At 49.8% G+C, this 23,302-nt stretch carries 13 protein-coding genes; 9 read left to right on the top strand and 4 right to left on the bottom strand.

Annotated features, from left to right (window positions below):
* Positions 1–91: 91 nt before the first annotated feature.
* From FBQ74_RS00420 to xylB, 4 genes are all read right to left on the bottom strand, one after another.
* Positions 92–1,792, bottom strand: coding sequence for a glycoside hydrolase family 9 protein (locus FBQ74_RS00420; protein WP_139754793.1), 1,701 nt, complete (start codon positions 1,790–1,792; stop codon positions 92–94).
* On the bottom strand, positions 1,789–3,723 hold the full coding sequence (locus FBQ74_RS00425) for a sialate O-acetylesterase (protein WP_139754794.1): 1,935 nt from the start codon (positions 3,721–3,723) through the stop codon (positions 1,789–1,791). The genes FBQ74_RS00420 and FBQ74_RS00425 overlap by 4 nt, the downstream gene beginning before the upstream one ends.
* Before the next feature lie 59 nt (positions 3,724–3,782).
* The gene (gene xylA, locus FBQ74_RS00430) at positions 3,783–5,102 is read right to left on the bottom strand and encodes a xylose isomerase (RefSeq protein WP_139754795.1); all 1,320 of its coding nucleotides are present in this window, start codon (positions 5,100–5,102) and stop codon (positions 3,783–3,785) included.
* A 115-nt stretch (positions 5,103–5,217) separates the two neighbouring features.
* Positions 5,218–6,675 (bottom strand): xylulokinase, encoded by a 1,458-nt coding sequence (gene xylB / locus FBQ74_RS00435; RefSeq protein ID WP_139754796.1) that lies wholly within the window; start codon positions 6,673–6,675, stop codon positions 5,218–5,220.
* A gap of 170 nt (positions 6,676–6,845) precedes the next feature.
* On the opposite strand from xylB, the gene FBQ74_RS00440 reads away from it, so the two are divergent.
* The 9 genes from FBQ74_RS00440 (at position 6,846) to FBQ74_RS00480 (ending at position 23,181) form a co-directional block, all read left to right on the top strand.
* Positions 6,846–8,057 carry a XylR family transcriptional regulator gene (locus tag FBQ74_RS00440; RefSeq protein ID WP_139754797.1) on the top strand — a complete coding sequence of 404 codons (1,212 nt, stop codon included), beginning with the start codon at positions 6,846–6,848 and terminating at the stop codon, positions 8,055–8,057.
* 155 nt (positions 8,058–8,212) lie between these two features.
* A complete protein-coding gene (locus FBQ74_RS00445; protein WP_139754798.1) occupies positions 8,213–9,865 on the top strand; it encodes a glycoside hydrolase family 43 protein in 1,653 nt (550 codons plus the stop codon).
* Positions 9,862–12,702 (top strand): glycosyl hydrolase 115 family protein, encoded by a 2,841-nt coding sequence (locus FBQ74_RS00450; protein WP_139754799.1) that lies wholly within the window; start codon positions 9,862–9,864, stop codon positions 12,700–12,702. Before FBQ74_RS00445 ends, FBQ74_RS00450 begins: the two co-directional genes overlap by 4 nt.
* Before the next feature lie 165 nt (positions 12,703–12,867).
* Complete coding sequence (locus FBQ74_RS00455) at positions 12,868–14,034, top strand: glycoside hydrolase family 43 protein (protein ID WP_408641329.1); 1,167 nt, start codon at positions 12,868–12,870, stop codon at positions 14,032–14,034.
* Between the two features lie 2 nt (positions 14,035–14,036).
* The gene (locus FBQ74_RS00460; protein WP_269750709.1) at positions 14,037–15,470 is read left to right on the top strand and encodes a sugar porter family MFS transporter; all 1,434 of its coding nucleotides are present in this window, start codon (positions 14,037–14,039) and stop codon (positions 15,468–15,470) included.
* 188 nt (positions 15,471–15,658) lie between these two features.
* Positions 15,659–18,130: a glycoside hydrolase family 9 protein gene (locus tag FBQ74_RS00465; RefSeq protein ID WP_205912271.1), complete on the top strand. Its 2,472-nt coding sequence runs from the start codon at positions 15,659–15,661 to the stop codon at positions 18,128–18,130.
* Positions 18,131–18,287: 157 nt separating this feature from the next.
* A complete protein-coding gene (locus FBQ74_RS00470) occupies positions 18,288–19,151 on the top strand; it encodes a DNA ligase (protein WP_139754801.1) in 864 nt (287 codons plus the stop codon).
* A 170-nt stretch (positions 19,152–19,321) separates the two neighbouring features.
* Positions 19,322–20,020, top strand: coding sequence for a PEP-CTERM sorting domain-containing protein (locus FBQ74_RS00475; protein ID WP_139754802.1), 699 nt, complete (start codon positions 19,322–19,324; stop codon positions 20,018–20,020).
* Positions 20,017–23,181 (top strand): endo-1,4-beta-xylanase, encoded by a 3,165-nt coding sequence (locus FBQ74_RS00480; protein WP_139754803.1) that lies wholly within the window; start codon positions 20,017–20,019, stop codon positions 23,179–23,181. The genes FBQ74_RS00475 and FBQ74_RS00480 overlap by 4 nt, the downstream gene beginning before the upstream one ends.
* Positions 23,182–23,302 lie beyond the last annotated feature (121 nt).

The raw sequence follows: 23,302 nt of genomic DNA on the forward strand, positions 1-23,302 counted from the left end.
CTAGCTATTATCTTTTTTCACATTGGAGTGTCGATAAATACTGTAAACAGGAACTTTTGAAAATAATGCCGCTAACCATCATGTTGGGCGCTTATTGAGACGGTGTATCAGGCATTGCGCTGATACTGGCGAGCACGTACACCAGTGGCGCATTCCAGTTAATAGCCACTTCATTGGTGGAATAACTGCACCAGGCGTCCAGATAAGACATCGCAGGCATATCGGAAGGGTACTTACATTCATCCTGATGGCCGTTCTGTGGGCCGCCTACCAGCCAGCCGGGCACCGGATCGGCGATATTGTCTGCCTGCGACGGTCGGTGGTGAATAAACCGTGGTGATCGGCTCCCAAAGCCGGTAACAAAGCTAAAGCCGGTCAGATTTCTGCCACTGATATAATCCACCAATGCCAGCGAGGCATCACGGTAGCGCGACCGTTTTTCTAACGCAAAGGCGACTTCCAGTAGCATGGCTTTATTCATCATCACAGCATTACTGCCCCAGACAAAGTCACTGACCACTGTGGGCACCCGCAGGGCATGCGCCTGCATAATGTTCACCTGATGGTCGGCATAATCCAATAGCGCGGTTTTGACCTTCTGATAGTCAGACGAAGAAAGCAAAGCCTGTGCATCATTAAGTACCGACAGGTAACCGAGGCTATCCACGCTGGCCCAGGAGGGTGTCGACACCGCAGGCAGCGTCTGCACCTGCGCCCGCAACGCTTCAGAATTGCTGGTGCTTATGGCATATTCGATACGTGCCCAGCGAAACTCATCTTCCAGATACGTATCACCATATTCCCCGGTATGCACATTTTGCTCGTTGCGATAATATCGCTGCGGATGTTGCCTGACCCATTCAAGCGCCTGTCTGGCGGCATCCAGATACACCTCCCGCTTATCTTCAAATACTCGGGCAGCCGCCGACATCACGGCCGCAAAGTTCAGCGTTGCGGCGGTGCTTTTAGCCGTAGCGTACCGGGTTTTTGTAGCTTTATGGGGCATAACAGGGCCGGCGAAATCCAGTGTGGTAAGTTTGTGGTAAACCCCACCGTCGTCAGCCTGCATGGTGACCAGCCAATCCAGGTTCCACAGGATTTCATCTAAAATATCCGCTCGCTCATTCATTGATTCAGGAATATTCCAGTAGCGCTCACGGTAAAACGCAGGATGGTCCAGATAGGCCCGTAACAGTGTGTAGGTAGTGATACCGGAATTAACAACATATTTATTATAATCACCGGCATCGTACCAGCCCTTTTGCCGTGGTGAGGCAGGCAGGTCAGGTAGATCAAGCACTTTAACAGAGTTGTCCGGATGTCCGGCAGGACGATGCCATTTACCTGCAAACGCGGGGTCCAGGGCCACGCCTGCCCGGGCATAGTAATAGGCTTTGATAGCCGCATCATGGATGGTGGCATAGTTATCCGGTCGCACGGCGAATATTTGTGGGCTGGCGCCTTCAACGGACAGGCGATACTCTCCGGGTGAAGTAATGCCGGAAATATCTGCTAGTGCTACTGCCTTACCGGCTTCCTGCCAGGTGCCGTTAAGCTCGGTCTTACTTTTCATCACGGCCTGATTGGTTTTCAGGTCGGTCACGGTAAACGAACGCACCGTGTCTGATGATAAAACGGCCAGCTTGTTCTGGTGTGGCAGAAAGCCCCACTGGTTGATAAATACGCTGTCCGAAGACGCTGGCGTTTTAAACAGCGGGGCAAAAAATATGGCAATGAGTGCGGTAAGCACCAGCAGCCCGATCAGAATTAGATAAATGTGCTTTTTATTCATTGGCTGGGTGCTTCCTGGCTATTGTTATTTAAATCATACTCAAAAGGCGCCAGTGGCCACCCGTCGGCATCAGTGATGCTATAAACCGGATTATCCGCCCAGGCATAGCGTACGGTAACAGGCGTACTCACTTCGGGATGAGACAAGATAAATTGGTTGCCATCGCGCGTCACTTCCGCCCAAAAAAACTGACCGTCCTTTCCGGCCAGGGTAAAACCACTTTGTGGAGTATTCACTTGTCGTAACCCCTGGCGATCGTTAAGGGTGATGACTACGTTCTTTCCCTGCAATTCAATATTGGTAACGTCAGGGCCACTCTCATTCACCTCATCCTGATAAACGGCGGCACGCGCCTGCAAGGCAAGCCGCTCACCAACAACCTGTTTATCAACCGGATGAATATCGTTGTATTCACCGGCATCAATGGTGGTAACCAGCCACGCATTGTCATGTTGTGCTGCCAGAGCCTGTTGTGCGCGCAGTTCTGCCCACTGACTTTCCTGCGGACTGACTTGCGGGGTCATATAATTGGCCAGTTGCACGATGAAAAATGGTAAGGCAGGCTGTTGCCACTGGGCTCGCCAGTGATCCATCATTGATGTGAGCATGTCTGCATAGTGATCAGGGGTATCGGCATTCGATTCACCCTGGTACCAGATCACGCCAGAAAGCGGAAAACGGGTAAGCGGAGCGATCATGGCGTTGTACAAACCGGTAGGTTTCCAGCGTATAAAGGTTTGCACAGGCGCAATATGCGGCATGCTTGCCGCCGGTTTGGCCTGCCAGTCGCCGGCCAGGGAAACGCGGCGATTATTTGTGCCAATAAAGTAGGCTTTATCCGGAAAAAACTCAGTGTTACCGCTGTTACCGGTGATGCGCACAGTAATAACATTGTTTCCTTTACGGATAACCTGCGGTGGCACTTCGTAGCGACGGGGAGGGTAGTGATAGGTCGTGTTTCCCACCAATACACCATTTACCCATACTTCGTCGGCATCACGTATTCGACCTAGTCTTAAGATGACCGGTGACTGCGGGTCAAAGGGCAGGTTGACCGTTTTTTTTGCCCACCAGCTACCGGTGTAACCCTCTTTTGCAAAAGGCGGTGTACCGGGCACGGTAAAGGTTTGCCAGTCAGCAGTAGTAATATCATCGCTATACCAGGCCGGTGTTTGTAAGCCGGTATCTTTTTTAGCCAGCGCACTGTACCAGGTAGTTGCAGCATCCTGATCGTGCTTTTTTGTGGCTTCAATGTACGCTTCTTCCCTGAATGGAGCAGCCTCTTTAAGTTGTTGGGGATAGTCGGCTAAAAGCGCCGGGTCCATCCAGGCTTCAATGGGGGAGCCGCCCAGCGAGGCATTGATGATGCCGATGGGCACCCCTTTGTATCTGTACAGATGGCGGGCAAAATAAAAGGCAACAGCAGACAGTGATTCAATATCCTGGGATTGTGCGGTTTTCCAGTCGGCCGGTTCTGGCTCGGCCAGAGTGCGTGAAAAATTAAACGTGTCAGGAACAGTAAACTCGCGAATCAGCGGGTAGTCTGCCAGCGCTACGTCCTGAGGGTATGCTTCTTCAACCCTTTCCATGGTCAGTTCCATATTGGACTGCCCTGAGACCAGATACACATCGCCAAAATAGATATCTTTCACCTGTAGTGCGACATTGTCACCGCTGACGCTGAGAGTGTGCGGCCCGCCGGCAGGTTGCTCAGGCAATGACAGTGACCAGCGACCATCTTTGATTGTTGCGTTACCTATGGGGTGTCCATCCAGCGCCAGCGAGAGCGAGCCCGCCTCGTCACTGAATACGATCACCGGTACGGAGCCATCACGCTGCAACACCGCGCCATCAGAAATTAGTGAGTGAAAATGTGTATCGCTTAGAGCCGGCAGAGAAAATAATGTCAGTAGAAAGGCTGCCACGCGCATGCTTCAACCCTTTAACAAAAAAAGGCGTACGACAGTGCCGTACGCCAGATGGGAGATGATTAACGGAAGATGGTGTTATTGACCATGTTTTCCAGCATTTCCTGTTGCCCGGAAACGTGTTTCGGGTCGAGGTTTTGCTGTTCGGTGTATTGTGCCAAAGACTCAAGGGTGTAGTCGCCGTTGGCCACTTTGCTGCCAAAGTCCGTTTCCCAGCCCTGGTAGCGTTTTGACTTCGCGTTGTCGATAAAATCGTTTTCAATCATGGCTGCTGCCTTTTTCAGGCCCAGTGCACAGGTATCCATGCCGCCGATATGACCATGGAACAGATCTGCCGGGTCAATACTCTGACGACGTAATTTGGTGTCGAAGTTAAAGCCGCCTGACGTGTAACCGCCATTTTTAAGGATTTCATAACAAATCAGCGTCATCTCTTCCACGCTGTTCGGGAACTGGTCGGTATCCCAGCCTAGCTGCGGGTCACCGCGGTTTGCATCAATGGAACCAAAAATGCCCAGTGCAAATGCCGTAGCAATTTCATGGTGGAACGAATGGCCCGAAAGCGTGGCATGGTTTGCCTCAATGTTTACCGCAAACTCTTTTTCCAGCCCGAATTCTTTTAAGAAACCGTATACCGTGGCCGTGTCATAGTCATATTGATGCTTGGTGGGTTCCTGTGGCTTAGGCTCAAGTAACAGCAGGCCGTCAAAGCCAATTTTATGCTTATGCTCAACCACCATATTCATGAAGCGACCCAGGTTATTACGCTCGCGTTTCAGATCAGTGTTAAGCAGGGTCTCATAACCTTCACGACCGCCCCACAGCACATAGTTTTCGCCGCCCAGTTTATGAGTGGCATTCATGGCATGAAAGACCTGCGTCGCAGCACGGGCGAAAACTTCCGGATCCGGGTTGGTAGAAGCACCTGACATATAGCGCGGGTTACTAAACACGTTAGCCGTACCCCACAACAGCTTCATGCCGGTTTCTTCCTGCTTGGCTGCCAGGACGTCGGTCATCTTCGCAAAGTTGTTAACATAATCTTTAACGGACTCGCCTTCTGGTGCCACATCAACATCATGAAAACAGTAAAATGGCGCGCCTAGCTTAGAAAAGAAATCAAAAGCCACATCAGCTTTTTGTTTTGCCCGCTCCATGGCATCGCCTGACTGCAGCCAGGGACGATTAAATGTCGGGCCACCAAAGACGTCAGCGCCGTCCCAACAGAAATTGTGCCAGTAGCAGCTGGCAAAGCGCAGATGCTCTTCCATGGTTTTACCCAACACCTTCTCTTTGGCGTTGTAGTGTTTAAAGGCCAGCGGGTTAGTCGAGTCTGGCCCTTCGAATTCAATTGGCGCGATATCGTTAAAATAATTTGCCATGAGTCACTCCTTAGTGAGTTTGTGGCGTATGTGAAACCGTGTCATGCCATGGTAATGCGCCCATGTGCCACAACAATTATGTTAATTAGATGTACTTTTGTGTTTTTTGGTTGGCTTAAAAGTGCGGCTCCACCGCAAAGTACAATTCCCTGAATTTCTGACGACGTTTGAGGTAAATATCAAAATGAGAATTGTCCGGTTCGAAGGTTTTTACCAGCTTCGGGAACGGGCAGATGTATGAGGGTTTAATTTCAGGATTCATTGCCAGGTGGGCCAGGCGTGCAGCGCCCAGTGCCGGACCCACATCGCCGCTTTGCCGTAAATTCATGGCCAGGCCGCTCACATTCGCCAGCATCTGGCACCAGTAGCTGCTCCTGACACCTCCCCCGATGAGACTGATGCCATCGGCCTGCACACCACAGCCGTGAACGGCATCAATGCCGTCAGCCAGGGCCATGGAGACCCCCTCCATAACCGCTCTGGCCATATGTGCACGGGTAGTACTGGCAGAAAGACCAAAAAACATGCCTCTGGCTGCAGGATTATTGTGTGGCGTGCGTTCTCCGGTCAGGTAAGGTAAAAAATATGGGGTGGCATCGTCATCGGCACCGGTGTTGCTCTCAATATCAGCGGTCAGCTCGCCAACATCCTTATAGCCAGCGTTGGCCGCATACCATTGCAGGCAGCTGGCTGCACTTAGCATCACCGACATCAGGTGCCAGCGATCAGGCAGGGCGTGACAAAAACTATGGACTGCTGACTCGGCGTTGCTGCGAAACTCGCGGGTGACCGCAAAGTACACACCGGATGTACCTAAAGACAGCATGGCCTGGCCGGGATTAATGATGCCACATCCAATCGCGCCGGCTGCGTTATCACCGGCACCCGCCACAATGGCAACGTCTTTCATTCCCCAACGCTTGCTTAAAGATGGTAGCAGCGAGCCTGTCACCTGATTGCCTTCGTACAGGTCCGGCATGTTTTGTCGGCTTAATCCGCAGGCATCAAGCAGTGAGTCACTCCAGTCACGTTTACCGACATCCAGCCAGATTGTGCCAGCGGAGTCAGACATATCACTGGCATAATCGCCACTTAATTTAAACCGCAGGTAGTCCTTGGGTAACAGCACCTTATCGATGCGGGAGAACACTTCAGGCTCATGCTTTTTTACCCAAAGCAGCTTAGGCGCGGTGAATCCAGGCATCACCAGATTACCGGTAATATCAGTAACCGCTGGCACGGTTTCGGTAAGCGTCACACACTCTTTTTCCGTGCGCCCGTCATTCCACAGGATGGCAGGGCGCAGTACATTACCACCACGGCCCAGTAGCGTGGCGCCGTGCATCTGCCCAGCCAGTCCGATAGCAGAAACTGTGGCCAGATTATGCGACTTGCTGAGAGTATCAAGGCATTCGCAGGTGGCATCCCACCAGTGTTGCGGATCCTGTTCGGACCACATCGGGTGTGGCATGGAAAGGGCAAGGCTGCTACTGGCACTAGCCACAAGCTCACCCTCGGTGTTCGTCAGAATAACCTTCACCCCGGAGGTGCCTAAATCAATACCTATGAACATGTGTTTACGCTGAAATAATTTCGGATGCGTTCATCCTGATTATCAAATCACAAAAGGACAATTATGATTTTTTGTAATTTTTTTGTTAATTCAATTTAACTGTATTAGTATCGAACTGCCTAAAAAATAACATAACAATTTTTATTTAATTTCGTTTTTGCGGGGCACGTATGTTCGATAATAAGCACAGTATCACCATGCTGTTCAACGCCAACAAGGTGTATGACCGGCAGATTATTGAAGGTATCGGAAACTATCTTCAATCATCAAAAGTAGACTGGGACCTTTACCTGGAAGAGGATTTTATGGCCCGTCTGGACCACTTGGATGAGTGGAGTGGCGACGGCATTATCGCTGATTACGACAATCCTGAAATACAGGTGGCCCTGCAAAAAGCCAACGTGCCCGTGGTAGGGGTAGGGGGCTCTTACCGCAACCCTGAGGATTATCCCGATGTGCCCTATGTCGCCACGGATAACTTTGAACTGGTGAATGCCGCGTTCCAGCATTTACGCCAAAAAGGCATACAGCGTTTTGCTTTTTATGGCGCGCCGGTGGATGAGCACCATCGCTGGGCGCAAGAGCGGGAAAATGCCATGCTGGAGCTCACCGCAAAAGAAGGGTATGAGTGTTATGTGTACCGCGGGCACCCGGTCCGCCCTGAAACCTGGCAATATACGATTAAACGACTGGCAGACTGGTTAAAAAGTCTTCCTACACCTATTGGAATCGTTGCGGTGACCGATGCCAGAGCGCGTCACTTGCTACAGGTCTGTGACCATATTGGTATGCTGATACCCGACAGAATGTCGGTGATTGGTATAGATGATGATGAAATAGCCCGGTTCTTAAGCCGCGTCAGTTTAAGTTCAGTTAAGCAGGGCTGTCTTGAGATGGGCTATCAGTCGGCCAGACTCCTGCATAAAATGCTGGATGGTCATAAAAGCCCCAAACGCCCCATTCTGGTGCCGCCAGAGCGGGTTGCAGAGCGCCAGTCCACCGATTATAAAGCTATTGCCGATCCTCATGTGATGCAGGCGATGCATTTTATCCGGCAAAATGCCTGTCGGGGGATCAAGGTGGACCAGGTGCTGGATTACGTCGGTGTCTCGCGCTCCAATCTGGAAAACCGGTTTAAAGACGAACGCGGGCACAGCATTCATACCGAAATTCATAACGAGAAACTACAAAGGGCGTGCAAAATGCTGCGGGAAAGTGACGAGTCAACATCCCAGGTGGCTAAAATTTGTGGGTATCCATCGCTACAGTACATGTACGCGGTGTTCAAAAAGCATTATAAGAAGACACCTATCGAATACCGTGAATCCTGTAAGCCATCACCGGTGGAAATTGAACTGGATATGGTGAGAGCGGCTGAGTAGCTCAGTGAGCGTCATTGTCTGAACTCGCCGCATCGACGCTTACCTTAATGTAAATAAACGCAATATCAGAGCAGGAAATCATAATCAGACAAGTTTGAACTGGCGATAAGGATATCGTTACATTCCTGAATACAATAAAAAACGGGAATGGATAGATGGCGAGTTGTTCGTTTGGTAAAGGTCTGGCTTTATTGATGATGGTGTTGCCTGCGACGTACGCAAGCGCTGATGCATCGTTTGACTGGTTTACTTATGAGGCCGCCGATTCAGCACCGCCGCAAACAAACAACACATTCAGCAATCCAATACTTCCGGGCTTTTATCCTGATCCCAGTATTACCCGTAAAGACGATACGTACTATCTGGTCAATTCGTCATTTGCCTATACCCCCGGCCTGCCAATCTTCAAAAGTCAGGACCTGGTTCACTGGGAACAGGTTGGTCATGCACTGAGTCAGCCATCTCAGGCTGACTTTTCCGGATTACGGACATCAAGGGGCATCTTCGCACCAACCATCCGCTATTATGATGGCTTGTTTTATATTATTACAACCGCGGTGGATGCAGGCGGTAATTTTATTATTACTGCTAAAGATCCTGCCGGGCCGTGGTCTGACCCGGTGTGGTTACCGGAGGTTGGGGGCATCGACCCCGATTTGTTTATTGATAGTGATGGCCGTGCGTATATTGCCCATAACGATGCGCCGCCAGGAGAGCCTGAATATGACGGGCATCGCGCGGTCTGGATGTGGGAACTGGATCTGGCGACGCTGAAAGTAAAGCCCGACTCACGCAAGCTGCTTATCAATGGTGGGGTTGATATTTCAACCAAGCCGGTATGGATTGAAGGACCACACATATATCGTAAGAATGGCTGGTATTACCTGACCTGCGCCGAAGGAGGGACCAGCGTCAATCACTCTCAAGTGGTTTTTCGCACCAAAAGTCTTAGCGAGCCTTTTGTGCCTTTTGAGAATAATCCTATCCTGACGCAGCGTGACCGACCTGAATCGGACATCACCTCAACCGGCCATGCTGATTTCATTCAGACACCGGAAGGCGATTGGTGGAGCGTATTTCTTGCCACCCGACCTTATGAGGGTAACCATTACAATACCGGCCGTGAAACCTTTATTTTACCACTTACGTGGGAAGAGGGCTGGCCGACGCTTCTACCTGCCGGTGAGCCCGTACCTACGAAGCTACCATTACCTGAAGGCGTACAGACTAAATCTGAAACCTTTGCCCAAAAAAGTCGCCGCTTCCACGATGATTTTGGTGATACCACACTAAGCCAGCAATGGCTTGCGCTTAACACCTTTGAAAGAGGCTGGCTAAAAGTAAGTGATAGCTTACTTACTTTATCTCCCATTACCGATACTTTGACCGACTCGGCGCAATCCGCATTTATTGGGAAACGCCAACAACATATGGCATTTAGCAGCGCTACCCGGCTAAATCAGGTTGCTGCGAATACGGCTGCAGGCTTAGTGGTATTCCAAAATCGCGATTTTCACTACTTCATGGGCGTGGAGCCGCAAAAGGAAGGCTATACGGTTTTTCTGGAAAAAGTAGAGGATGGCGCTGTTAGTCGCGTGGCGACTAAGCAATTCAAAGGTGAAGTTGATGGATTGGAATTGCGGGTAACAGGCAGTGGTGATTCGCTGAACTTTTTTACTGTCCGTGAAACAACAAAACAATTAGCTGTGGGCGATACGCAACCGGCGACACTGGTCAGTACCCAGACAGCGGGTGGATTTGTGGGTGCGCTAATTGGCCTGCATGCAAGAAAGGTAAGTCAAAAATGAAGCGTATATCGTTGTTTTTTATGCTGCTGTGCTACGCCTTTGTCAGTCAGGCTGACTATCTGGTGGATGCAGGGCAGGCTGGTTTTGTACTGGCTGATAAATCAGGTGTGACACCTATTGTTGTCGAGGATACTGCCAGTGCAGGTGTAAAGCGTGTTGCCTCGAGTTTTGCAGACGACATTTTCAGAGTGTCGTCACAAAAAGCAGAAATTTCTTCAACATTGGCGAAAAAGAAGTCTTTTGTGCTGGTGGCCGAGTTGGGTAAAAGTCGCTTGTTAGCGCAACTGATTGCAAATAACAAAATTGACGTCAGTGCCCTTAGAGGTCGCTGGGATGGATTTTTAATTGAACATGTCATGGACCCGTTCGAGGGCGTCGATGAGGCGTGGGTAGTGGCAGGCGCGAATCATCGCGGCGCGATGTACGGCATGTACGATATCAGTGAAACCATTGGTGTTTCTCCCTGGTACTGGTGGGCAGATGTACCGGTTAAAAAAAGCGCAACGCTGAAATTGCAGGCAGGCACACGCAAACTGGATGCGCCAGCGGTCAAATATCGCGGCATCTTTTTAAATGACGAAGCGCCGGCGTTGACGAACTGGGCGACTGAAAAGTTCGGAGGCTTTAATGCGCAATTCTATGAGCACGTATTTGAGCTTCTTTTACGGTTAAAGGCCAACTTTCTGTGGCCTGCAATGTGGAACAACGCATTCGCCGATGACGACCCGCAAAATGCCAGACTGGCGCATGAGATGGGCATTGTGATGAGCACCTCTCACCATGAGCCGATGATGCGCGCGGATAAAGAATGGAACCGGTATGGTGAGGGAAAGTGGGAGTATTCAACCAATCCTGAAAATCTGGCGTCATTCTGGAAAGAAGGGGCAGAGCGTCATAAAAATTTTGAAAGTATCTTCACTTTGGGCATGCGAGGTCAGGAAGATACGCCCATGAGTGAAGGTCAAAACATCGGATTGCTGGAGAAAATTGTCAGCGATCAGCGCGCGATACTGGACGAAACCTTTGATAAGCCTGTTGAGGATATTCCACAAGTGTGGGCACTTTACAAAGAAGTGCAGGGCTTTTATGAGCGCGGCATGCGGGTTCCTGATGATGTTACGCTGCTGTGGACTGACGATAATTTTGGCAACATCCGACGCCTGCCTACGCCGCAAGAGCGCGAACGCTCGGGTGGTGCCGGTGTATATTACCATTTTGACTATGTAGGCGGTCCGCGCTCTTACCGCTGGATTAACACCGTTCCGCTAGGCAAAATTTACGAGCAGATGAGCATGGCCTGGGAGTATGGGGCCCGCGAAATCTGGATCACCAACGTGGGTGACCTGAAGCCGATGGAGCTGCCCATCGACTTCTTTTTATCCATGGCCTGGGATCCGGAATCCTTTGACGGCAGCAGTGCAAGCACATTTACACACGAGTGGGCTAAGCAGCAGTTTCCAACACAGTATGCCGGGACTGTCGCAGAGTTAATTAATACCTATACCGTGCACAACGGGCGTCGCAAACCAGAAGCGATCACAGCGCAAACGTACAGTATTGATTACTATGATGAAGCGCAAACTATTTCAACGCAGTTACAGGCCGCATCAAAGCAGGCTGAACGGCTAGAGGCGGCATTGCCTGACGCTTACAAAAATGCGTTTTTTCAGCTGGTGGGCTATCCGCTTTGGGCTAGTCAGGCGGTATTTGAGCTGAATCATGCCAGGGCTATTAATACACGCGATGCCAGTCAGGACCGGGCTACCACCAACCAGTCCGCTGCCCTGACAAAACAATGGTTTGAGCGTGATGAAGTATTGTCTGAACGTTTTCATACAATGGATAACGGGCGATGGAACCATATGATATCTCAGCCACATATTGGCTTTGTGCACTGGCGCAATCCTCCGGCGAACATTCCTCCTGTGGTCAGTACAAAGGCGCTTGCAAAACCTGCGATAGCGGATATGGGCGTTACTACCGAAAATCAGGCAGCGTTCTGGCCTGCCAGTGAATGGCAATCCAACGCTCTGGCACTGGAGACTTTTACCCCATTTGGTAAGCGGCAACGTGACATTACTATTTATAACCGGCAAGGCAAGCCGTTTGAGTTCACCATAGAAAGCGAAGCAAACTGGATTCGTCTTTCTCAGAAAAAAGGTACGGTCGAAGAGGCGGCTACAGTATCGGTAAGTATCGACTGGTCACAACTGCCGCCCGGTGAACATCAGGCCTCAGTGCTTATTAAAGGAACGGGATGGGGCGGTGCGACGGTAGATATTTCTGCTAACAATCAACGCGGTGAGGCCGAAGGTTTTGTGGAAGCTGATGGCGTACTATCTGTCAATGCCGTCAGCGGCACGATAATCAATAATCGTGACGACGTTAAATGGGAAAAGCTGACACTGCACGGCAGAACGGGCAGTGCCATAAGAAGCTTCATCAGCGCCGGTGCAACGCCCGCTCAAAAGGTATCTGAGCGACCGACACTTCGCTATCCCCTGTACTTTTTTTCCACCGGAACATTTGAAGTCACCGTCGATATTTCGCCCACGCAGTCATTTTTCCCTGATCACCAATTAGCGTTCTGGATGGCACTTGATAACGCTGAGCCGGAACAAATTAAGGGGCTCGGGGAAAAGGATAGCTGGGCAAAAGAAGTGCTCAACAATGTTCGTCAGTTGCAAACCACTATTACCGTGAATAAGCCCGGCGTTCATACCCTGTCTTTCTACCCTGAAGATACGGGCGTAGTGCTGCAAAAAATTGTGATTGATACCGGCGGGTTAAAACCATCCTATCTGGGGCCACCCGAATCACCGTTGATAGAGCAATAGCACCATAAAAATTCAGTATCAGCAGATATACAGGGATGTAAATTTTATGTAATTACACAGGCTGGTAGCGTTATCTTGTTTTGCAAAGTTTTAACATTGCTGAACGCGCTGCTTCACTGCAAAATGCAAGATAACCTGGGATTACATAAACATAAGGGGAACGTTGTGGCATCAGGATCTTTTAAAGTGAAAGCACTTTCACTGGCCGTATCTGCCGTTATTCTCTGTGCCTGCCAGCCTTCACAAGACGCTGAGCAGACCGCTGATACAGAAACACAAACGCAAAAACAGCAGTCTGATACAACGCAGATATCAAAGGATACTGCCGATAGTTCTCAGCAAGACAAATCAGCAGGCTATGCTGAGCCGCTGGTTACCGACATCTATACCGCTGATCCTTCAGCGCATGTTTTTGAGGGAAAGTTGTATATCTACCCTTCCCATGACAGAGAGTCGGGCATCCCACAAAATGATAACGGCGATCACTTCGATATGCGTGATTACCATATTCTGTCGATGGATGAAGTCGGCGGAGAAGTTACCGATCACGGTGTAGCGCTGTCTGTTGATGACATTCCATGGGCCGGACGTCAGTTGTGGGCACCTGACGCAGCAGAAAAGAATGGCACGTACTATTTATACTTCCCGCTTAAAGATAAACAGGACGTATTCAGAATCGGCGTAGCGACCAGTGATAATCCGGCCGGTCCGTTTGAGCCCCAGCCAGAGCCAATGGAAAACAGTTTCAGTATCGATCCTGCCGTATTTAAGGATGATAACGGTGAATACTATATGTATTTGGGCGGCATCTGGGGCGGACAATTGCAACGCTATCAGGATGATGAGTATAACCCTGAAGATGAATATCCGGCGGATGATGAAGCTGCTGTTAAGCCGCGTATTGCTAAGCTAAGTGACGATATGCTGTCATTTGCCGAACCGCTTCAAGAGATTGACATTGTAGATAAAAACGGTGAGTTGATTACAGCCGGTGACAACGACCGTCGTTTCTTTGAAGCTGCCTGGGTTCACAAGTATGACGGTAAATATTACTTTTCCTATTCAACCGGCGATACCCATAAAATTGTTTATGCAACCGGCGATAATCCTTACGGACCATTTACCTATCAGGGCGTTATTCTGGACCCGGTAGAAGGATGGACCAATCATCATTCCATCGCCAAATATCAGGGAAAGTGGTATCTGTTTTACCATGACAGCTCGTTATCCGGAGGTAAAACCTGGCTACGTAGTGTGAAAATGACCGAACTGACGCATCGCTCTGACGGCAGTATCGTGACCGTTGCACCCTATAAAAAGCAAGGTGAGTAGTCATGGAAAATACACTTAGCGGGCAGGCGGTTACGCCGGCTGATGAGTCTATGAACAATACTGCTTTTATTGTTTTCATCAGTATTGTGGCCACTATTGGTGGTTTTTTGTTTGGGTTTGATAGCGGGGTTATCAACGGCACCGTTGATGGGCTGCAACAGGCATTTAATTCTGAAAGTGTAGGGACAGGATTCAATGTTTCGAGCATGTTGTTAGGGTGTGCGGTCGGGGCTTTTTTTGCCGGTCGTCTGGCTGACCGGTTCGGTCGTCGCTCACTCCTGATGACGGCCGCTGTCTTTTTTATTATCAGCGCCTGGGGCTCAGGCGTTGCCACAGGCTCCGGTGAGTTTATTATTTATCGGATCCTGGGTGGGTTGGCTGTGGGCGCTGCATCAGTGATGGCACCAGCTTATATCTCGGAAGTCGCGCCAGCGCGCTTCAGAGGGATGCTGACCTCTATACAACAAATTGCAATTATTAGCGGTTTGTTTGCGGCGTTTTTAAGTAACTATCTTCTGGCGGATGCTGCCGCAGGCTCTACCAGCGAACTATGGATGGGTTATAACGCATGGCGGTGGATGTTCTGGATGGAACTGATCCCCGCATTTTTGTTTTTCATCATGTTGTTTTTTATCCCTGAAAGCCCGCGTTTTTTAATGGTTAAAAAACGTAAGGAAGAAGCAAGAACAGTACTTACCCGACTCTACGGCAGTGTCGCCGCCGACAAGAAAGTGGCGGAAATTGACAGTTCACTGGCCAACGACCACACACCTAAATTGTCTGATTTGAAGCAAAAAGGGACCGGCAAAGTTCGTCCTATCGTTTGGGTAGGTATCGGACTGGCAGCATTTCAGCAGCTAGTTGGTATTAACGTCGTGTTTTATTATGGCGCGGTATTGTGGCAGGCGGTGGGCTTTTCAGAATCCGACTCGCTGCTTATTAACGTCATTAGTGGCGCAATTAGTATCGCGGCATGCATTATTACGCTGATGGTTATCGATAAAATTGGCCGCAAGCCATTGCTTAAATGGGGCTCTGTGGGAATGACAATCACACTAGGGCTGATGGTATATGCATTTGTTAATGCTGATCAGGATCCGTCAGGTCGCTTAATTCTTGGAGACTATGGCACCCTGGCACTGGTTGCGGCGAATGCCTATGTCTTCTTTTTTAACATGTCCTGGGGACCGGTGATGTGGGTCATGCTGGGTGAGATGTTCCCTAATCAGATTCGTGGTTCCGGGCTGGCTATCAGTGGTCTGGTGCAGTGGGGGACCAACTTCGCAATCACCTGGTCGTTCCCTATTCTCTTAGCTGGCGTTGGTTTGGCCGGTGCATACGGTTTATACGCAATTTGTGCACTTATCTCAGTGATATTTGTCACCAAACTGGTTCAGGAAACAAAAGGTCGGGAGCTGGAGGATATGCAGGGATAATGTATTGAACATTTATCTGCTGATCTGAGAAAAGAGGCCTTTGGCCTCTTTTTTTATACCTGACAGGAGCGGTTTAAACGTTGGTTACTGGTGAATAGCAGATAATACAAACGAGAAATGGGAAATCATAATTTTATGCTTCTTTGCGTTCGATAACATGAAATTAACAAATAAGGTGGAGTGTTATTGTGCGAAAGTCGATGATTGGTATGGCCCTGGCCAGTGCATTATCAATGGTTCCAATGGTGGTCAGTGCGGCAAAGCCCGAACTACATGAAAAAGAGTACTTTAGCCAGCCCAGTCTGGATGTGGTCGTATTCAGCAATTGGTACAACGGTCTGTTCGGGGATTCAAAAATCAGCGGTGTGGAGTTGATTCATTTTGGTGAGCGTACGGCTACCAACGGCGACGTACGATTAAGCGCCACGCCTGAACAGTGGGATCCTATTCCTACTTTTGTAAAGCGTAAGGTCGATGAAAAAGCCAGTCGCATCAGCGCGACGTTGTCTTATCCACAACACAATTTTACCTACACGATCAGCGCTGTGCCTATCGATAACGGCGTAGAGATCACGCTGTCTACGTCAAAGCCCGTGCCGGCTTCGTTAGTAGGAAAAGCCGGTTTTAATATGGAATTCCTACCTGCGACCTACATGGAAACCGCCTATCTGGCAGATGGGCAGGCTGGTGCCTTTCCTATTTATCCAACGGGCGTGAAAGAGATTATCGGTGAACATGCGCCTGAAGCGTTGGCCACAGGAAAGCGCATAGTGCTTGCCCCAGAGTCAGCGCAAAAGCGGATTTCCATAGAATCTGAGAATACAGAACTGCAACTTTATGATGGCCGTTCTAAAGCACAAAACGGATGGTTTGTGGTCAGAGGAATGCTGCCAGCGGATAAAACCGGCGATATTCTCACGTGGCGCCTTACGGCAGCGACGGATGAAAACTGGTTGCGAGCGCCGGTTATTGGTCACTCTCAGGTTGGATATTTACCTCAGCAAACCAAACAGGCTGTTATAGAACTGGATATTAACGATAATACCGAGCATCAGGCGCGGCTTGTCAAAGTTAATCCGGATGGCTCTTCAACGGTTGTTAAGCAGGGGAAACCTGAGTCAAAAGGTCAGTACACCAGATATCAGTACGCCAGTTTCGACTTCAGTGATGTTACTTCACCAGGCCTTTATCAGCTTAGCTATGGGCCAACCACTACAGCAGCATTTGCGATTGCCGAAGATGTTCTGGATAAGGCCTGGCATCCTACTCTGGACCATTATTTCCCGGTGCAGATGGATCATGTTCTGGTCAACGAAGCGTATCGAGTCTGGCACGGTGCGTCCCACCTTGATGATGCCCTGCAGGCGCCGGTCAATCATGAACATTTCGATTTGTACGCACAGGGACCTACTACTGATACCCAATATGAGCCCGGCGAGCATATACCAGGTTTGAATGTGGGCGGCTGGTATGACGCTGGCGACTACGATATTCGCACGCAAACCCAATATCGTACGGTAAGGACTTTGGTACAGGCGTGGGAGGAGTTTAAGCTAAGCCGCGATACGACGCTGGTGGATTATGACCGTAAGTATGTGGATATACACGTCCCCGATGGTAAGTCCGACATTCTGCAGCAAATCGAGCACGGTACGCTGGCGTTATTAGCCCAGTACAAAGCGGTAGGTCATGCTATTCCGGGGATTATTGTTCCGGATATCAGCCAGTATACGCATCTGGGGGACGGTCTGACGATGACCGATAACCTGATTTATGATGCTGCTATGAAAGAAACGCAATCCGATGGTATCCGAAGTGGCGTCTTTGACGATCGCTGGGCGTTTACCTCCAAATCGACACCGTTGAATTATGGCGCAATGGCGGCCCTGGCCGCAGCCAGCAGAGCGCTTCAGAATTATAAGCCTGAACTGGCCCGGGAGAGTCGTGAAACCGCTATAAACGCCTGGGCAAAAGAGGCAGATAAAAAACAGCCGGATATGTTTCAGGTCGGCAACACCACAGGCGGTGGCCTGAGGGAAGAAAAGCTAAAAGCTGCAGTTGAACTGCTCATTACTACTAAAGATAAGCAATATCAGCATGCGGTGAATGATTTGCTGACTTACATAGAATCTGACTTTGGCCGCAACGCAGTACTGGCGATCCGCGCGCTTCCGCACATGGATAAAGCCTATGGTAAGCGCGTTCGCGCTGCTGCCGAACGCTACCAGTCGGTATTGCAAAAAGCGACTTCGCAAAACCCTTATGGTGTGGTGATTACAGAGCACGGCTGGGCAGGAAATGGCACAATACTGGAGATGGCGGTAACGCAGTATTACCTGCATAGCGCTTTCCCTGAATTATTTGATACCCAGCTAATTTATCGCTCTTTAGATTATCTGTACGGCACTCATCCGGATTCAGATATTTCATTTGTATCTAACGTGGGGACAGAATCTAAAAAAGTGGCTTACGGTATGAACCGGGCAGATTACTCTTTTATCAGCGGTGCTATTGTACCGGGCGTCTTGATTTTAAAACCGGATTTGCCCGAGAACAAAGAAAACTGGCCATTTTTATGGGGTGAAAACGAGTATGTGATAAACCTTGGGGGATCGTATATTTTCGCCGTAAACGCTGCGTTGAAACTGGCCGGGCGTTAATCATCGGCGAGTTGTTTAACAAGACCGCGCCCCTGCACGGTTTTTTTTTGCAGGCTTCACATCCTGAATTTCGGGCAGCATTCCATTCCTGTGAACAGTTTTCACTCTGACTGAGCACGATACACTGACCACACTCCTATTTTTGCCTGTCACTGTTATGAATTACCTTCTTAAATGGATAACTATTGCGCTGATGCTGATTGTGCCGGCTTACGGGGCTAATCAACATGAGGTCATTTACCCGATGCAGCTGGCGCTGCCGCTTAAAGAACCGGTGGAGGTAAGTGAGTATTTCATCAGCGAAAAACTTGACGGGATCCGTGCTCGCTGGACGGGTGAAAAGCTGGTTACAAGAAATGGTAACAGGATTTTCGCACCTGACTGGTTTACCGCAGGCTGGCCGGATACGGTCATGGAAGGCGAGCTATGGACAGCGCGCGGCCAGTTTGAACAAATTGCCTCTGTGGTACTTTCTGAAACGCCGGATAGTCGATGGCGCGATGTTCGTTTGATGCTATTCGACCTGCCTGCGTTGCGTAAGCCCTTTTATCAACGTGTTAAAGCGATGACCCGGCTTGTTGCACAAACAAACAGCCAGTATCTGTCTATGATCCCACAGCGCACCCTGACAGGCACCGAGGCGCTTGATATAGAGCTGGATGCTATAACTAAAGCGGGTGGGGAAGGATTAATGCTGCATCATAAGCAGGCAATGTATGAGAACGGACGCACCGCGTCACTACTCAAGGCAAAGCGTTACGATGATGATGAGGCAAGAGTAATTACCCATCTGCCTGGTAAAGGAAAATTTGCCGGCATGATGGGCGCGTTGTTGGTCGAAACCCGGCAAGGCGTGCGCTTTAAAATTGGCAGTGGGTTCAGTCTGTCGCAGCGACAGTCGCCGCCGCCCATCGGCATTTGGATTACGTTCAAACACTACGGCTATACCGCACGCGGCATCCCTAGATTTGCCAGTTTTATGCGAATCAGACCGAACCCACCCGCCTATGAAAACAGGTAGATCTACTTCGTTTAGAAGTTCTCTTATTAAGCGCAAAAACGTTAACCAGATGTTAAAAAAATACATGTAAGGGGGTCGCTCTGGTTGGTAGTAATACGATACCTGATTATTTATTCAGCAGTACAGGTGAAGTTGTTTCTTGTTAAAATCGTGAAACCAGAGAGAAATAAATGAAAAAATCTACTTTAGCTTGCCTGCTTCTGGCGCTGACCTCGGCCCAACAGGCACAGGCCAACCTTATATCTAACGGTAACTTTTCTGATTGCAGCTTTTCTGGCTGGCAGAAAGACACCGATGGTGTCGGCGAACTTAATGTCGGTAATGATTTTCAGCAGATCGGCGCCCCTGACTGTGCTGCTCAGTTAACCGTTGATGGCGCACAGACACAGGCATTTTTTGCGAACACACTTTATCAAAATGTGGATCTGATGGCTGATACGCAGTACTCGCTTAGTTTTGACCTTAATGTTGACTCAGAACTGACCAGCCAGGACCAGGGCTTTGTCGCTGACTATTTTGTGGTGGGGCTGGGTGATGGTACCGGTACCTACTATAACGCAAATGGCACGCTGGGTAGCCTGCTGGAAGCGGATATTGATGGTGCACAGAGCTACAGCTTTGACGTCATGTTGGGTGATATGCTGGCTTCCTGGGACGACCTTACACTCGAGTTTCAGCTTCTGCTGGGCGCAGATGCATCCGACATGACTGACTTCGGCGCATCTTTTCTGCAAGTTGATAACGTTGCCATTAATCCGGTGAATATGGCAGCGGTCAGTGAGCCCCTGACATTTGCCTTATTCGGCTTAGGATTAGCGGGCATAGCCGCAAGCTCGCGTACCCGGATGGGTAAACGGAGTGTGTTATGAACAATTTGTTTAAAACCACACTTCTTTCTGCGCTAATTGGTTGCAGCAGTATGGCACATGCTGTGTGGATCCAGGCGGACAGCTCGGTGGAATTAGCCTCGTCCCGAGCCTCTTTCGATCGGGTAAACCGGGTCTACAACTCAGTGGTAACAGTCTCTAATAATGCGGATGAAGCTCTGATCGGCCCGCTCAGGGTCCTGATTACCGACAACTCCATTCCGGTGGTCGAAGCTGATGGGTATACCGATTCTGGTATACCTTTTGTAATGATCGACGCTGAAACTCTCAACCCGGGAGAATCATTGTCGGTAAACGTACAATTTGAACTGCAACGCAAACGGCTGACTTACACCCCGATGCTTGAGCAAAACAACCCGAATATAGGCGTTTATGCTCAGGCAGAAGGCGGGCAGAGCGCAACACTTAACTTTTTAGGCGCGGATATGCGCGTAGAAGAAGGGCCGCCGCAGTTTGTGACCGCCAGTGTAAACGGCGTTGATGAGCCGGCCAATGACAACCGGGTGGGCGAACTTGCTGTAAGTTTCGAATCGGCCGGTGACTATACCCTTTATGCCAGGGTCCGTATTGGTCCGCAAGGAGATAATGACGACAGCTTTTATATTGCGCAGGGCCTGGGGAATAACCAGGGCTGGGTATTAGTAAATAGCATCCTGGGTCACGCTGCGCCCGGAGAAGATGGCTACATCCCCGGCGCAATAGTGGATACCGGCGGCAACGATGCGCCCGGCGCTTTCCGGTGGGTAAAAATCCCTGATGGTCAGTATAGCGTGGCTGACGACAACACGACGGCCATCTTTCGATATGCAGGTCGCGAGGATGGGCTGGATATCGACAAATTTGCATTTGCACCTGAAGGCGTAACCTATACCGTTGAACAACTGGAAAACGGGGAGCCGGGTGAGCGATTACCTCCCCCTGAGCCTTTTGAACCTGAAGGTCCGCCACTGGCACAGGGACAGGACAAATTTTTAGGTGGCGTATGCTGTGGTTCACAGCGTCCCAATTTTGAAGCGTACTGGAATCAGGTTACGCCTGAAAATGCAGGTAAATGGGGCTCTGTCGAGGCGGTTCGCGATGAATATAACTGGGCCGGACTGGATGAGGCATACCAGGTTGCTAAAGATAATGGCTTTATTTACAAGCATCATGTTCTGGTATGGGGCAGTCAGCAGCCGGGATGGATAAGCGACCTGGAACCCGTGGAGCAGTTGTCAGAGATTCGTGAGTGGTTCGAACTGGTTAATGCGCGCTATCCGGATATTGATTTTATAGAAGTCGTTAATGAGTTCGATAATGCGCCACCGGATGGTCTCAATGGCAGACCTGATTATGTCGATGGCCTGCGCCTGTTCAACCCTGAAACAACTGCTCAGGTAGAAGCCTATTTTATAAATCAGGGGGATAGTCCGGAAGATGCAGCCCAAAAAGCGTCAGATTACGACTGGATCGTCAACGCATTTCAAATGGCCAGAGACATTTTTCCCTCTTCGACTCAGTTGATGTTCAATGAGTACAGTGTGGTGAACTCCAATGAGCGTACGCAAAAGGTTATTGATTTAGCCAACCTGCTGCAGTCACGCAACCTCATTGACGCTGTTGGCTTTCAGGGGCATGCATTTTCGACCACCGGGCCGCTTGAAACTCAGCGCAACAATGTTGATCGTATTGATCAGCAAACTGGTTTGGATATTTACATGACTGAGCTGGATATTGACGGCCCTGATGAGCTGACTCAACTCCTGGAGTACCAGCGGCTGTTTCCCATGTACTGGAATCATCCGGCCATTGAGGGAATTACCGTATGGGGCTATTTGCCAGGCCACTGGCGTGAAGCGCAGGGTGCCATCCTGGCGTATGACAACGGAGCTGAAAAGCCAGCATTGAAATGGCTCAAAGGTTACGTTCGTGAAGTTGCGCCTCAGTTTAATCAGCCTGGCACAATTACTATTGATGAAACGACGGAAATCGGAACGCAAATAGCTGACTTCACCTCATTTGATGCATCAGGCAATGCGCACTCTGCACAAAGCGATGTGGTGTGGGCAGTGTTAGGTGGCAATGAGGACGGACGTTTTGCATTGGATGAAAATACCGGTCAATTAACGGTGGCTGACGACCTGGTACCGGGAATCTATAATCTGTATGTTCAGGTTCAGGAAGGCGAGTACACCAGCTTTGCCCGTCAGGTCCAGATTGTCGTGCCCGGTGATAACCTTCCGCCGACTGTCATAGAGTACAACTTTACCGAAGGCGTACAGGGATGGCGTGGTGATTATGGTACGTCTGCGTCAGTAAGTTATGACAATACTACACCGGCAGCGTTACTGGAACCGGACTGGCAAGCCAGTAACGAACAGGTCTATATTGAAGAAGTGAGCCTGTCTGATTTGACGGGGGCATCATTAACTTACACATTTGATGTAACCCAGACGCAAGCAGACGGCGGATTGACGATACAACCGTTTGTGCAAACCGGAGCACCTTCCTATGCCAGAATCTATGGCGAGGCGGTAGCCGTTCAGGCCGGAGAGAATGTTATCTCTTTTGAGCCAGAGGATAATGCTGCCGGTGATCTGACTATTGTCGAGCGTCTCGGCGTGCAACTCAACGGGCCATTATCCAACGGTAATACGCAAAGTGTCGCAATGACCCATGTCAGGCTGGAAATTCCAACGGTCATCCCTGCAGCAGAAACCGTTGTTTATGATTTTGCTGATGGTGATGAGGGTATGCAGGGTGAATTCGGAACAGATGCCACTGTAACTTACAAGGCAAGCCAACAGGCAGTGAGCTTGCAGCCGAATGGCACCAGTGAAACTCACAATTATATATTGCAGGTAGGAAGTCGCGATTATACGGATGCTACAATTACCTACACGCTGAGACTGACCGGCGAGCCTGGTGAGTCAGACCTCACTGTTCAGGGGTATGTGCAAACTGGCGCGCCAGACTATGTCCGAATCTACGGTACTGTAGAGCCGTTGTCATCGGGCAGCAATTTGGTGACGTTTAATCCTCAGAGCAACGATGCTGGTGCGATAGCCAACATTGAGCGCATCGCATTACAAATCAATGGTGCCTTTGTCTCTGATGATGATAATCAGATTTTGGTGGAGCGCATTGAGGCGGATTTTCCTTAATGTAAAACCATTTGGCTGACTGACATGCAAGCCCGGTAAGCAAGCTGATTGCGCCGGGCTTTTTTGTGTGCCAATAGTGAAGATGCTATGTCTGTCAAAAATGTCATCTTCAAAATCGTGA

The sequence above is a fragment of the Salinimonas iocasae genome, from assembly GCF_006228385.1.
Classification (GTDB): Bacteria; Pseudomonadota; Gammaproteobacteria; order Enterobacterales; family Alteromonadaceae; genus Alteromonas; species Alteromonas iocasae.

Bases quoted from the DNA above. Each gene is read 5' to 3' on its own strand.
- FBQ74_RS00470 (WP_139754801.1), top strand. From the start codon at position 18,288: ATGAATTACCTTCTTAAATGGATAACTATTGCGCTGATGCTGATTGTG.
- FBQ74_RS00425 (WP_139754794.1), bottom strand. From the start codon at position 3,723: ATGCGCGTGGCAGCCTTTCTACTGACATTATTTTCTCTGCCGGCTCTA.
- FBQ74_RS00480 (WP_139754803.1), top strand. From the start codon at position 20,017: ATGAACAATTTGTTTAAAACCACACTTCTTTCTGCGCTAATTGGTTGC.
- xylB (WP_139754796.1), bottom strand. From the start codon at position 6,675: ATGTTCATAGGTATTGATTTAGGCACCTCCGGGGTGAAGGTTATTCTG.
- FBQ74_RS00475 (WP_139754802.1), top strand. From the start codon at position 19,322: ATGAAAAAATCTACTTTAGCTTGCCTGCTTCTGGCGCTGACCTCGGCC.
- FBQ74_RS00440 (WP_139754797.1), top strand. From the start codon at position 6,846: ATGTTCGATAATAAGCACAGTATCACCATGCTGTTCAACGCCAACAAG.
- xylA (WP_139754795.1), bottom strand. From the start codon at position 5,102: ATGGCAAATTATTTTAACGATATCGCGCCAATTGAATTCGAAGGGCCA.
- FBQ74_RS00460 (WP_269750709.1), top strand. From the start codon at position 14,037: ATGGAAAATACACTTAGCGGGCAGGCGGTTACGCCGGCTGATGAGTCT.
- FBQ74_RS00420 (WP_139754793.1), bottom strand. From the start codon at position 1,792: ATGAATAAAAAGCACATTTATCTAATTCTGATCGGGCTGCTGGTGCTT.
- FBQ74_RS00450 (WP_139754799.1), top strand. From the start codon at position 9,862: ATGAAGCGTATATCGTTGTTTTTTATGCTGCTGTGCTACGCCTTTGTC.
- FBQ74_RS00445 (WP_139754798.1), top strand. From the start codon at position 8,213: ATGGCGAGTTGTTCGTTTGGTAAAGGTCTGGCTTTATTGATGATGGTG.